The following is a 12757-nucleotide window of genomic DNA, read 5'->3' on the forward strand; positions in this document are numbered from 1 at the left end:
TCCAGGAGTCCGCCATGTCCGCCCCAAGCCCCGGCCGCCGCGCCGCCCTGTTCCAGATCGCGGCGGGCACCGCCGCCCTGGCCGCCTTTCCCGGCCGCCTGCTTGCCCAGGGGAACTGGCCCGAGAAGCCCATCACCCTGATCTCGCCTTTCGGCGGCGCCGTCGACATCCTGGCGCGCCTGATCGCGGCCGACCTCGGCCGGCGCCTGGGCCAGAACGTCATCGTGGACCTGAAGCTGGGCGGCTCCGGCACCATCGGCATGGCGGCGGTGGCGCGTGCACAGCCGGACGGCTACACGATCGGCATGGGGACCACCACCTCGCTGACGTCTGCGCCGCACCTGATCAAGAACCCGGGCTACGACGTCGAGAAGTCCTTCACCTACCTGGGGCTGATCCAGACCTCGCGCCAGGTGCTGACGGTGTCGCCGAAGCTGGGCGTGGACACGCTGCAGGATTTCATCGCCCTGGCCAAGGCCAAGCCCGGCACGCTCAACTTCGGCTCCAGCGGGGTAGGCAACAGCATCCACCTGGCGGTGGAGCAGTTCAACGCGGCCGCCGGCATCAAGGCGGTGCACGTGCCCTACAAGACGGGCAACGAGACCGACGCGGCCATGATGGCCGGCGACGTGCAGTACACCATTGCCTCGCTCGCCACCTCGCTGCCGCTGATCCAGGCGGGGCGCATCAAGGCGCTGGCGGTGACGGGCGAGGGCCGCGATCCGGCGCTGCCGAACGTGCCGAACCTGACGGAGTCGGGCCTGGCCGCGCGCATCCCGGACCAGCTCTTCGGCATGGTGGGCCCGGCGAACATGCCGGCGCCCGTCAGTGCGAAGCTGCTGAAGGCGGTGGCCGACATGCAGGCGGACCCGGCGTTCCAGGAGTCCGTGCGCCGCGGCGGCGGCCTTCCCTCCCAGGTGCACGGCGAATCCTTCCGCAAGCTGGCGCTCGGAGATAGCCAGATCTGGGGCGATCTGATCAAGCGCCTAAACATCACCCTCAACAGCTGAAATGACGCTCTCCCCCAGGCTCCCCCACTTCGTGTGGTCCGCCAACCCCCTCACCGGGGGCGCACCCCGCGGGCCGGCAAAGCCGGTTCCGCGGGTGCTCCCGAACGGGCCGGCTTCGCGGCCTGCGTGTTTCATGCGTCGCGGGTCGCGCGAAGCGCGGTGGAGCAACTGAAATGAAGCTCTCCCCCAGGCTCCCCCACTTCGTGTGGTCCGCCAACCCCCTCACCGGGGGCGCACCCCGCGGCCCGGCAAAGCCGGTTCCGCGGTGTTCCACGAATGTCCGTCCTGGCGCCATGCGCTGCAGGCCGCGCGGGCTGCAATGGGGCCACTGAAGACAGCGCTGGTCGCCGGGGCCAGCGGCATCGTCGGGCGCGGCATTGCCGAGCAACTGGCGGGGCAGGGCTGGCGCGTGCTGTGCGCGAGCCGCTCGGGCGCCGCGCTGGCCGGCACCGAGGGCGTGGCGGTGGACCTGATGGATCCGGCCGCCTGCGCACGGGCCCTGTCGCCGCACGCGGACATCACGCACCTGTTCTACGCAGCCTTCCAGCCGGCACCCAGCCGCGCGGCCGAGGTCGGGCCCAACCTGGCGATGCTGCGCCACGTGGTCGAGGCGGTGCAACAGGCCTCGCCCGCGCTGCGCAAGGTGGTGCTGGTGACCGGCGCCAAGTTCTACGGCATCCAGTGGGGCGCCAGCCCGACGCCCTGCCGCGAGAGCGATGCGCGACAGCTGCCGCCGAACTTCTACTACGACCAGGAGGACTGGCTGCGCCAGGCCAGCCGCGGCACGCCATGGCGCTGGGTCAACCTGATCCCCCCCTTCGTCTCCGGCTATGCGGTGGGCAACCCGATGAACCTGGTGTTGGGCATCGGCCTCTATGCCGCGGTGTGCAGGGAGTTGGGCATGCCGCTGCGCTTTCCCGGCAGCACGGGGGCCTACGAGGCCCTGCACCAGATCGCGGACGCGCGCCAGATCGGCGCGGCCGCCGCCTGGGCCGCGGAGGCCTCGGCAGCCGAGGACCAGGCCTTCAACGTGACGAACGGCGACCCGGCCCGCTGGTGCCGGACCTGGCCGGTGCTCGCCGATGCGCTGGGCATGGGCTGGGCCGAGCCCAAGACGATCCCGCTCGCGGACATGATGCCGGAGCAGCAGCCGGTGTGGGACCGCATCGCCCATCGCCACGGGCTGCGGCCGGTCGACATCGGCCGTGTCGTGGACTGGCGCTGGATGGACTACATGCTGCGCCAGGCGCACGACATCGTGTTGGCGACGGGCAAGATCCGCCGCGCCGGCTTCCACGACTGCATCGAGACCGATGCCACGCTGGTGCAGCGCCTGCGCGAGCTGCAGGCGAGCGAGGTGCTTCCGGCATGAGCCGCACGGCCGCTCCGAAAGCGAAGGTACTCCAGTGAACACACACCCGCTGCATCGCGATGTCCGCGCGCTCACGCTCGGCTTTCTCTCGCTGGGCGCGCAGGCCGCGCCGCTGGAAGTGCTCGCGGCCGCGGCGGAAGCCGGCTTCGGCGCGGCAGGCCTGCGCATCAGCGGCCGCAACCCGGGCGATCCATGGCCCGGGCCGGGCGCGGAGGACGATGGGTTCGAGCGCATGCGCGCCAGGGCCGAAGCGCTGTCGGTCCGCATCTCCAGCATCTGCGGTTACTACATCTCGGAGAAGACGACGCCGTCGCACCTGCAGGCCAACGTCGATGCGGCGCGGCGCACCGGCGCCACCCTGATCGCGCAAAGCTGTTTCGAGCCCGATCTCGCGCGCGTGAGCGGGCTGCTGCGCGACTACGCGCGCGCCGCCGCCGCCGCCGGCGTGCGCATCGCGCTCGAGTTCATGCCCATGAGCGCGCTCAAGACGATCGGCGACGCGCAGCGCGTGATCGCCGACAGCGGCGCGCGCAACGTGGGCCTGCTGATCGACTCGCTGCACCTCGCGCGCTCCGGCGCGGGCGCGGCAGAGGTGCGCGCCCTCGATCCCGGCGCCATCCTTCTCACGCAGCTGTGCGATGCGCCGGCCGTGCGTGCGCCGTCGACGACGCTCTTCGACGAGGCGATGTCGGGGCGCATGTACCTGGGGGATGGCGGGCTGGACCTGGCGGGCCTGGTGGCTGCGCTGCCGGCAGACGCAGAGATCGAGCTGGAGACGCCGGTCGTTGCCGACGCGGCGCTGCCGGCGGCGCAGCGTGCACGGCGCGCCGCGCAGAAGGCCCGGGCCTTCTTCGCTGCGCACTTCGCCTGAAGGGCTGTTCAGTCTCGCGCCGGCTTCAGGCCGGTGAAGGCCGGCCGCCGCTTGCCCAGGATGGCCTCGATCTGCGCCGCCGGCTCCGGTGCGGCGAAGGCGGCCGCCTGGCTCGCGGCCTCGAGCGCGAAGGCGCTCTGCCGGTCGCCGTCGAGCGAGGCATTCAGCATCGCCTTGGACAGGGCCACCGCCGTCGGTGCGGCCAAGGCCATGCGCTCGGCCATCTCGCGCACGCGCACTTCCAGGGCCTCGCTCGCGTGCACGTCCATCACGATGCCGAGCGCGCGGGCTTCCTCCACGCCGACGTCACGGGTGGAGAACACCAGCTCCTTCGCACGCTGCAGTCCCACCACGCGCGGCAGCAGGTAGAGCGCGCCGAGGTCCGGCACCAGGCCCAGCCGAAGATGCGCCATGGCGAACTTCGCGCGCGGGCTGGCGACGATCATGTCGGCGCACAGCGCCAGCGCGAAGCCGGCGCCGATGGCGGGTCCGTCGATCGCGGCGATCACCGGGCAGCCGATGTTCAGCAGATCGTCGGTCAGGCGCAGGCCCGCGTTGATGCGCCGCTGCCAGTAGGCCGGACCGGCCTGCGCATGCTCCTGCAGCGCGTGCAGATTGCCGCCCGCGCAGAACGCGCCCGCGCCGCCGGTGAGCACCAGCACGCGCACGGCCGGCTCGTTGCGCACGCGCTCCAGCACCGCCATCAGGTCGGTGCGCAGCGCCACGTCCAGCGGGTTGTGGATATCCGGCCGGGTGAAGCGCACCCAGCCGACCCCGTTCTCCACCGAGAAGTCGATCGTCTCCATGCGCGTTCAGGCCGGCTTGAACATCGGGACCATCGCGCCGCCTTCGGCGGGCTTGAAGGTCACCGCGACGCGCTGGCCGATCCTCAAGGTGTCGAGGTCGCAGTCCACGATGTTGGTCAGCAGGGTGATGCCTTCGTCGAGCGCGACGTAGGCGATCGCGTAGGGGATGGGTCCGGCCCGGCGGGTGACGCTCACGCTGTAGATCGTGCCCTGGCCCGAGAGGCTGCACCACTCGGTGTCGCCCAGGCAGAAGGGGCACAGCGCGCGCGGGTACCAGTGGACCTTGCCGCAGCCCGTGCAGCGCCGCGTGCACAACAGGCCCTCCCTGGCCTGTGTCCAGAAATGCTCGGTGGCCGCGTCGACATGGGGAGCCGCCAGCGGCCGGTCGGTGGAAGGAGTGGACATTGCTTATTGCCTTTCCATGATCAGGGTGGCGCTGCCGTGGCGCGAGCCCAGCAGGCCGCCGGTGCCCTGGGCCAGGGCCAGCGTGCAGTCGGGCACCTGCACCTTCGGGTGCGCCTCGCCGCGCAGCTGGCGCACGGCCTCGATCACCTTGGTGATGCCGCCGCGGTTGGCCGGGTGGTTGTTGCACAGGCCGCCGCCGTCGGTGTTGAAGGGCAGCTTGCCCACGCCGGAGATCAGGTTGCCGTCGGCCACGAAGCGGCCGCCTTCGCCCTTCCTGCAGAAGCCCAGGTCCTCCAGCTGCATCAGCACGGTGATGGTGAAGCTGTCGTAGATCGATGCGTACTGGATGTCGGCCGGGCGCACGCCCGCCTCCTCGAAGGCGATCGGTCCCGAGACGGCGGCGCCGGACCAGGTCAGGTCCACCTGGCCGCCGAGCTGGCCCTTGATGGTCTCGCCGGCGCCCAGCACGTTGACCACCGGGCGCTTGAGCCGCGCGGCGATCTCGGGCCGCACCACCACCAGCGCGCCGCCGCCGTCGCTCACCACGCAGCAGTCCAGCTTGTGCAGCGGGTCGGAGATCATCGGCGAGGCCAGCACCTCCTGCACCGTGACCGGTTCGCGCAGCATCGCGTTCGGGTTGTGCTGCGCATGCGCCGCGGCGGCCACCTTGATCCAGGCGAGCTGCTCGGGGGTGGTGCCGAACTCGTGCATGTGGCGCGCCGCCGCCAGCGCATACATGTTGACGGTGACGGGGCCGTACGGCATCTCCCACGGCACGTCCGGCGTGTTGGCCGTGACCAGTCGGGGCGCGACGCCGCTCGACCCCTCGCTGCGCGGGCGGCCCGCCAGCGTGATCAGCGCCACGTCGCACTTGCCGGCGGCGATCGCCTGCGCCGCGTGCGAGACGTGGATCAGGTAGGCCGAGCCGCCGGTGTCGGTGCTGTCCACGTGGCGCAGGCGCGTCAGGCCCAGGTAATCGGCCATGTTGTTGGCGCCCAGGCCGGGCGCGTCGCCGGCGCAGAAATACCCGTCCACGTCCCGCAGGGTGAGGCCCGCGTCCTCCAGCGCACCCCGGGCGCATTCGGCATGCAGCTGCGCCACCGTCTTGTCGGGGGCCTTGCGCGTGGGGTGCTCGTAGGCGCCTGCGATGCAGGCCTTGCGTTTGATCGTCATCTGATTGCTCCAGCCAGGGTTCGCATGTAGGATATCATTGGTTCAACCATCGGACAAGCAAGGAGCAAGCAAAGTGGATCCCATCGTCAGCCTGCAAGGGCGCACCATCGTCGTCACCGGGGCCGGCCAGGGCATCGGCAAGGGCATCGCGGAACTGGCCATCGAACTGGGCGCCAACGTGGTGGCGGTCGACCTCAACGGGCAGACCCTGGACGCCGCGGTCTCGGCGCTGCCGCAGGCGCGCGTGCTCGCGGTGCAGGGCAGCGTGGCCGATCCGGCCGTGGCCGACCGCGCGGTGGCCGACGCGGTGGCGAAGTTCGGCGCGGTGCACGGCCTCGTCAACAACGCCGGCATCATCCGCCCCGCGATGATCGACAAGATGACCGACCAGCAATGGCAGGAGGTGATCGACGTGCACCTCACCGGCTCCTTCTACTGGATGCGCGCGGCCGGCCGTCACATGGTGGAGCGCGCCAAGGGCGGCGACAAGACGGGCGGCTCGATCGTCAACATCTCGTCCGATGCCGGGCGCAAGGGCTCGATCGGGCAGATCAACTATGCGGCCGCCAAGGCCGGCATGCTGGGCATGACGATGACCGCCGCGCGCGAATGGGGCCGCTACAACATCCGCACCAACTCCATCTGCTTCGGCGTGGTGGAGACGCCGATGACGGAAGTGGTGCGCGGCGAGAAGTTCCGCGACCAGATGCTGGCGCAGATCCCGCTCGGCCGCTGGGCCACGCCGGGCGAAGTGGTGAAGAGCGTGTGCTACCTGCTGTCGGATGGTGCCAGCTACGTCACGGGCCAGCACCTGGGCGTGAACGGCGGCTTCCACATTTCGCTCTGACCATGGTGGGCGACAGCGTCCTCCTGGCGCGCGCGGACGGCGTCGCCGTCCTCACGCTGAACCGGCCCGCGGCGAAGAACGCGATCGACATTCCCACCACCGATGCGCTGACGGCCGCGCTGCGCGCACTGCGCGCCGACGACGAGGTGCGGGCGGTGGTGCTCACCGGCGCCGCCGGCGACTTCTGCGCGGGCGGCGACGTCAAGGGCATGGGCGAGGGCGCCTCGCGCACCGTCGAGCAGCGCCGCGCCGGGATGGCGCGCTATGCCGAGCTGGCGCGCGCGCTGATGACCCTGGACAAGCCGCTGATCGCCGCGGTCGACGGCGTGGCCTTCGGCGCGGGGCTCAGCATGGCGCTCTACGCGGATCTCGTGCTGGTGAGCACGCGCGCGAGGATGGCCATGGTCTTCCACCGCATCGGCCTGGTGCCCGATGTCGGGGCGTGGTTTCAGCTCCCGCGCGTGGTGGGGCTGCAGCGGGCCAAGGAGCTGATCTATTCGGCGCGCGAGTTCGGCGCCGAGGAGGCAGTGCGCATGGACCTCGCGCTGGAATCCCTCGCGCCCGAAGCCCTGATGCCGCGCGCGATGGCGCTGGCGCAGAGCCTTGCAGGCGCCTCGCCCACGGCCTTCGGCCTTTCCAAGCGCGCGCTGGCTGCCACGCTGCAGAGCGATTTCGAGGCCATGCTGGAGATGGAGGCTTCCTCGCAGGCCATCGCCTCCTCCAGCGCGTACTTCCGCGAGGCCATTCGCCGCTTCGCCGCCAAGGAGCCGGCGCAGTTCCGCTGGCCGAAGAAGGATTGACCGCATGATCGACTACGAGAAGACCAAGGCCTGGCGCTCCGGCCCGGTGCGCCACAGCTACACCGGGCGCGACACGATCCTCTACGCACTGGGTGTCGGCTTCGCCGCCGATCCGCTGGCAGCGGAGGAACTGCGCTTCGTCTACGAGAAGGAACTCCAGGCCGTGCCGACCATGGCCGCGGTGCTGGCCTCGCCGGGCTTCTGGATGCGCGACCGCAAGGAGCTGGGCATCGACTTCCTGAAGCTGGTGCACGGCGAGCAGGGCGTGACGATCCATACGCCGCTGCCCGCGGCCGGCACGCTGGTCGGCGAGAGCCGCGTCACCCGCATCATCGACAAGGGTGAGGGCAAGGGCGCGGTGATGCACGTGGAGAAGACGCTCACCAACGAGGCGGACGGCCGGCTGGTTGCCACGGTCGAGATGGTGCTCTTCCTGCGGGGCGATGGCGGTTTCTCCAGGAACGGCGGTGGCGACGAGCCCGCGCCCGCCGCGCCCGCGACGCCCGACACTGCGCCGGATGCGACGTTCGAGCTGTCCACGCGCGCCGACGCGGCGGTGCTGTACCGCTTGTCAGGAGACATCAACCCGCTGCACATCGATCCGGCGGTGGCGGCCAAGGCCGGCTTCCCGAAACCGATCCTGCATGGCCTGGCGACCTACGGCAACGCGTGCCGCGGCATCCTCGCCGGCTTCTGCGGGCACGACGCATCGCGCATGAAGTCGATCCGCGCCCGGCTGACCTCGCCGGTGTATCCCGGAGAGACCCTGGTGCTGGACTGCTGGCGGCTGGGCAGCGAGGAGATCGCTTTCCGCGCCAGCGTGAAGGAGCGCGGCGTGCAGGTGCTGGCCAATGGCCGTGCGGTCCTTGCCGGGCCGTGATCCTCCGTCCGACCTACAGCCGGATGATCACGGACTTCTGTTGCGTGTAGTGCGCCAGCGCGTCCATTCCCTGCTCGCGGCCGTAGCCGCTTGACTTGTAGCCGCCGCAGGGGTTCTGCACGAAGCCGCCGCCGTACTCGTTGACGACGATGCGGCCGGCCTCCAGCAGCGCGGCCACGCGGTGCACGCGGCCGATGTCGCGGCTCCAGATGCCCGCGGCCAGGCCGAAGGGCGAGTCGTTGGCGATGCGCACCGCGTCTTCCTCGTCGTCGAAGGGAATCACGCACAGTACCGGGCCGAAGATTTCCTCGCGCGCGATGCGCATGCCGTTGTGGCAGCCGACGTAGACGGTGGGCTCGATGAACCAGCCCTGCTGCAAGCGCGGCTCCATGGGCAGCCGGCCGCCGATCGCGGCGCGCGCACCCTCCTGGCCGGCCACCTCGAAGTACGACAGGATCTTTTCGTACTGCGCGCGGGTCGTGATGGGGCCGGCGGTGGCATCGTGCTCCGGGCCCACGCGGATCTGCGCCACCGCCTCGACGAGGCGCTCGACGAAGCCGTCATGGATGCTCCGCTGGACCAGCAGCCGCGTGCCTGCCGCGCACCACTGGCCGCTGTTCCAGGTGAAGGCGCGGGCCGAGCCCACCGCGGCGGCCGCGAGGTCGGCATCGTCGAACACGATGTTGGCGGACTTGCCGCCCAGCTCCAGCGTCAGCGGCAGGATGCGCTCGGCCGCGATGTGGCCCAGCGCCTGCCCGGCCCGCACGCTGCCGGTGAAGGAGATCTTGCGCACCTGTGGGTGCTCCGCGAGCGCGGCGCCCACGGCCGGGCCGGTGCCGAGCACGACGTTGAGCACGCCGGGCGGCAGCCCGGCCTCCTCGACCGCCAGCCGCGCCAGCGCTACCAGCGAGCCGGAGGTGAACTCCGAAGGCTTGGCCACCACCGTGTTGCCGGCAGCCAGGGCGGGCGCGATGGCGCGCGCCGCCTGGTGCAAGGGGGCGTTCCAGGGCAGGATGGCGCCGACGACGCCGAAGGGCTCGCGCAGCGCATAGCTGTGGTAGGCCGGGCCGACGTTGACCAGCTCGCCGTCCATCGCGCCGGCGATGCCGCCGTAGTACTCGAAGAACTGCGCCACGAGGTCGATCAGCGCGGGCATCTCGCGGCCGGGTTTGCCGGTCTCGCGCGATTCGATGTCGCCGAGCAGTGCCGCATGGCGGCGTGCCACGCGAGCCAGTTCGACGAGCGCGCGGCCGCGCTCGCCCGGACGCATCGCGCGCCAGGCCGGCCAGGCCTGGGCACTGGACGCCACGGCCTGCGCGACATCCTCCGGGCCGCTGTCGGCCACTTCGCCGATGCGCCGTCCGGTGCGCGGGTCCAACTGGTCCAGCCAGCTGCCGCCGGCCGGCGGCACCGCTTCGCCGTGCAGGTAATTCAGGGTGCGGGTGGGTGTCATGTGGCTCTCCTCAAGTGGTGTGCAGGGGCCGGGCGGGCGCTGCAGGCGCCGCCGGCGCCTCGGCCGCACGCGCGGTGGCGCGGCGCCGCCAGAGATGACCGATCTGTCCGACCACGCCGCGCCGGAACACCATCACCGTGACCATGAACACCAGCCCGCTCAGCACCAGCAGCCACGAGCCCATGCCTGACAGCAGATGGTGCAGGCCGGTCAGCATGAATGCGCCGACGACCGGACCGGCCAGCGTGCCCAGGCCGCCGAGCAGCGTCATCAGGATTGCGTCGCCGCTGGTATGCCAGTGCGCGTCGTTCAATGAAGCGAGCTGCATCACCAGCGCCTTCAGCGCGCCGGCCAGGCCGGCCAGCGCCGCCGACAGCACGAAGGCCAGCAGCTTGTGGCGCGCCACGTCGTAGCCCAACGAAACCGCACGCGGCTCGTTTTCACGGATGGCCTTCAACACGTCGCCGAAAGGCGAGTGCACGGTGCGCACGATCAGCGCGAAGGCGGCAGCGCACACCGCCAGCACGAAGAAGTACATCGCCAGGTTGTCGTTCAGGTCGACCAGGCCGAACAGCGTGCCGCGCGGCACCCCCTGCATGCCGTCCTCCGCGCCGGTCCAGGGCGACTGCACGAAGAAGAAGTACACCATCTGCGCCAGAGCCAGTGTGATCATCGAGAAGTAGATGCCCTGGCGCCGGATCGCCACCGCGCCCATCGCGAGACCCAGCAGCGCCGCGGCGGCCGTGCCCAGCAGCACCCCCAGCGGTGCCGGAACGCCGAAGTCGCGCACGGCCAGCGCGGTCACGTAGGCGGCGGCAGACAGGAAGGCGGCATGCCCGAAGGACAACAGCCCCCCGAAGCCCAGCAGCAGGTTGAATGCGCTCGCGAACAGCGCCAGGCAGAGCGCCTGCATCAGCAGCACCGGGTACACCACGAAGGGTGCGGCGACCGACAGGGCCGCTGCCACCGCCGCCACACCGAGAAGAAGGGTCGGCTTCATGCACGCCTCCCGAACAGTCCGGCCGGCCGCGTCAGCAACACCAGCACCATGAGCGCGAACACCACGGTGTTGGCGAACGGCGGGTAATACACCTTCGACACGCCCTCCACCACGCCCAGGCCCAGGCCGGTGACGATCGCCCCGAGCACCGAGCCCATGCCGCCGATCACCACCACGGCGAACACCACGATCAGCAGGTTCGAGCCCATGTGCGGACTGACTTGCGTCAGCGGTGCGGCCAGCACGCCGGTCAGCGCCGCCAGTGCGGCGCCCGCCGCGTAGGTGCCGGTCACCAGGCGCGGCACGTTGAGCCCGAAGGCACCCAGGAGCCGCGGGTTCTCGGTGCCGGCGCGCAGCATGGCGCCGAGCCGCGTCCGCTCGATCAGCGCCCAGGTCGCGCCACACACAAGGAGGGCCGCGCCCACCACCCAGGCACGGTAGGCCGGCAGCACCATGAAGCCCAGGTCGATGCCGCCCTGCAGAAGCTCCGGCGCGGGGTAGGGCAGGCCGGAGGACCCGACGGCCTGCGTCACCGCGCCTTCCAGCAGCAGGGCCAGGCCGAAGGTCAGCAGCAGGCCGTACAGGTGGTCGAAGCGGTAGAGGCGCGCCAGCAGCGTGCGCTCGAAGGCCACCGCCGCGGCCGCCACGACGAGCGGCGCGGCGAGCAGCGCCAGCCAGTACGACATGCCCAGATGGGCCATGCCTGCCCAGGCCAGCAGCGCACCGGACATGTACAGCGCGCCGTGGCAGAAGTTCACCACGTTGAGGAGGCCGAAGATCACGGCCAGCCCCAGGCTGAGCAGTGCGTAGAAGCAGCCGTTGACCAGGCCGACCACGAGCTGCCCCATGAGTGCCGGCAGCGGCACACCGAAGATCGCGTCCATCTCAGCTCTTCTTCACCAGGGCGCACTGGCCCTTCTCGATCGGCGGAAAGGCTTCGCTGCCGGGAATGGTGGCGCGCACGTTCAGGTAGTCCCAGCTGCGCTTCGACTCGGCGGGCGTCTTGACCTGGACCAGATACACGTCCTTGACCAGCCGGCCGTCGTCGCGGATGCGGCCGCCACTGGCGAAGATGTCGTCGATGGGAAGCTCGCGCAGCTTGGCGCGCACCGCCTTCGGGTCGTCGGTGCCTGCGGCGGCGATGGCCTTCAGGTAGGCCATCGCGCCGGAATAGTCGGCCGCGTGGACCTCCGAAGGCATCTTGCCCGTGCGCTTGAAGAAGCGTTCGGACCACGCGCGGCTCTTGTCGTCGCGGTCCCAGTAGAAGCTGGCGGTGGTGTAGATGCCTTGCGCGACGGGCAGGCCCAGCGCGTGGATGTCGCTCAGGAACAGCGCCATCGCCACCAGGTTCTGCTTGCCGCTGCGCATCAGGCCGAAGTCGCGCGCGGCCTTGATCGAGGCGATGGTGTCGCCGCCTGCATTCGCCAGCCCGATGAACCTGGCGTTGGAGGCCTGGGCCTGCAACAGGTAGGACGAGAAGTCCGGCGAATTCAACGGATGCTTGACCGACCCCAGCACCTTGCCGCCGCCGGCCTGGATGGCGGCGGTGGCGTCCGCCTGCATCGTCTGGCCGAACACGTAGTCCGCGGTCAGGAAGAACCAGCTGTCCGCGCCCTGGCGCACCAGCGCCCGCGGCGTGTTGGTCAGCGCGTTGGTGTCGACCTGGTAGTGGATGGTGTAAGGCGCGCAGGCCTCGTTGGTCAGCCGCGAGGTGTAGGCCGCGGTGATCATCACGATGCGCGACTTCTGCCGGCCGACCTCGGAGATGGCCAGCGCCGTGCCCGAGGACACGCCGCCGAGGATGGCATCGACCTTGCCGGCGTCGAGCCATTCGCGCGCCTTGGTCGCGGCGATGTCGGGCTTGTTCTGGTGATCGGCCGAGACCAGCTCGATCGGCTTGCCCAACACCTGGCCGCCGAAGTCCTCGATGGCCATCCGGACCGCCTCCACCGATCCCTTGCCCGAGAAATCGGAATAGAGCGAGGCCATGTCGGTCAGCAGGCCGATGCGGACCACGTCGTCGGATGCCCCGGCCTGGGCCGAGGCCGTGTGGACGAATGCCACTGCCGCCAGCGCCGAGATGGCGGTGGAGCTTGCGCGAAGAAAGTTCATTCGGATGTCTCCTGGTCGTTCAATTGGA

The 12757-nt window shown here is 70.7% G+C and carries 13 protein-coding genes; 6 read left to right on the plus strand and 7 right to left on the minus strand.

All coding sequences use genetic code 11. The annotated features are described in order from the left end of the window. The first annotated feature begins 14 nt into the window (after positions 1 to 14). The 3 genes from A8M77_RS25870 (at position 15) to A8M77_RS25880 (ending at position 3253) form a co-directional block, all read left to right on the plus strand. Positions 15 to 1010: a Bug family tripartite tricarboxylate transporter substrate binding protein gene (locus A8M77_RS25870; RefSeq protein WP_086924389.1), complete on the plus strand. Its 996-nt coding sequence runs from the start codon at positions 15 to 17 to the stop codon at positions 1008 to 1010. A 265-nt stretch (positions 1011 to 1275) separates the two neighbouring features. Further along, positions 1276 to 2382, plus strand: coding sequence for an SDR family oxidoreductase (locus tag A8M77_RS25875; protein ID WP_143694760.1), 1107 nt, complete (start codon positions 1276 to 1278; stop codon positions 2380 to 2382). Between the two features lie 34 nt (positions 2383 to 2416). After that, on the plus strand, positions 2417 to 3253 hold the full coding sequence (locus tag A8M77_RS25880; protein WP_158100998.1) for a sugar phosphate isomerase/epimerase family protein: 837 nt from the start codon (positions 2417 to 2419) through the stop codon (positions 3251 to 3253). An 8-nt stretch (positions 3254 to 3261) separates the two neighbouring features. Here the strand turns inward: A8M77_RS25880 and A8M77_RS25885 are convergent, their stop codons facing one another. The 3 genes from A8M77_RS25885 to A8M77_RS25895 are packed head-to-tail and all read right to left on the minus strand — an operon-like array spanning position 3262 to position 5637. Continuing rightward, complete coding sequence (locus tag A8M77_RS25885) at positions 3262 to 4059, minus strand: enoyl-CoA hydratase/isomerase family protein (RefSeq protein ID WP_086924392.1); 798 nt, start codon at positions 4057 to 4059, stop codon at positions 3262 to 3264. Between the two features lie 6 nt (positions 4060 to 4065). Further along, complete coding sequence (locus A8M77_RS25890; protein WP_086924393.1) at positions 4066 to 4464, minus strand: Zn-ribbon domain-containing OB-fold protein; 399 nt, start codon at positions 4462 to 4464, stop codon at positions 4066 to 4068. A gap of 3 nt (positions 4465 to 4467) precedes the next feature. After that, positions 4468 to 5637 (minus strand): thiolase domain-containing protein, encoded by a 1170-nt coding sequence (locus A8M77_RS25895; protein WP_086924394.1) that lies wholly within the window; start codon positions 5635 to 5637, stop codon positions 4468 to 4470. Positions 5638 to 5710: 73 nt separating this feature from the next. On the opposite strand from A8M77_RS25895, the gene A8M77_RS25900 reads away from it, so the two are divergent. From A8M77_RS25900 to A8M77_RS25910, 3 genes are read left to right on the plus strand one after another with little or no spacing between them, the layout of a single operon-like run. Further along, positions 5711 to 6484 (plus strand): SDR family NAD(P)-dependent oxidoreductase, encoded by a 774-nt coding sequence (locus A8M77_RS25900; protein ID WP_086924395.1) that lies wholly within the window; start codon positions 5711 to 5713, stop codon positions 6482 to 6484. 2 nt (positions 6485 to 6486) lie between these two features. Then, positions 6487 to 7284 carry an enoyl-CoA hydratase/isomerase family protein gene (locus tag A8M77_RS25905; protein WP_086924396.1) on the plus strand — a complete coding sequence of 266 codons (798 nt, stop codon included), beginning with the start codon at positions 6487 to 6489 and terminating at the stop codon, positions 7282 to 7284. Positions 7285 to 7288: 4 nt separating this feature from the next. Further along, positions 7289 to 8164 (plus strand): MaoC/PaaZ C-terminal domain-containing protein, encoded by an 876-nt coding sequence (locus A8M77_RS25910; protein WP_086924397.1) that lies wholly within the window; start codon positions 7289 to 7291, stop codon positions 8162 to 8164. A gap of 13 nt (positions 8165 to 8177) precedes the next feature. On the opposite strand, the gene A8M77_RS25915 is transcribed toward A8M77_RS25910, so the two are convergent. Genes A8M77_RS25915 through A8M77_RS25930 form a run of 4 tightly spaced genes read right to left on the minus strand, consistent with a single transcriptional unit; the run spans position 8178 to position 12729 of the window. Continuing rightward, positions 8178 to 9617 (minus strand): aldehyde dehydrogenase family protein, encoded by a 1440-nt coding sequence (locus A8M77_RS25915; protein ID WP_086924398.1) that lies wholly within the window; start codon positions 9615 to 9617, stop codon positions 8178 to 8180. Between the two features lie 10 nt (positions 9618 to 9627). Further along, on the minus strand, positions 9628 to 10617 hold the full coding sequence (locus A8M77_RS25920; RefSeq protein WP_086924399.1) for a branched-chain amino acid ABC transporter permease: 990 nt from the start codon (positions 10615 to 10617) through the stop codon (positions 9628 to 9630). Beyond that, positions 10614 to 11501, minus strand: coding sequence for a branched-chain amino acid ABC transporter permease (locus A8M77_RS25925; RefSeq protein WP_086924400.1), 888 nt, complete (start codon positions 11499 to 11501; stop codon positions 10614 to 10616). The genes A8M77_RS25920 and A8M77_RS25925 overlap by 4 nt, the downstream gene beginning before the upstream one ends. Position 11502: 1 nt before the next feature. Beyond that, on the minus strand, positions 11503 to 12729 hold the full coding sequence (locus A8M77_RS25930; RefSeq protein WP_086924401.1) for an ABC transporter substrate-binding protein: 1227 nt from the start codon (positions 12727 to 12729) through the stop codon (positions 11503 to 11505). Positions 12730 to 12757: the final 28 nt, after the last annotated feature.

Origin of the sequence: Variovorax sp. JS1663, from assembly GCF_002157355.1 — a bacterium.
In the GTDB taxonomy this organism is placed as follows: domain Bacteria; phylum Pseudomonadota; class Gammaproteobacteria; order Burkholderiales; family Burkholderiaceae_C; genus Variovorax.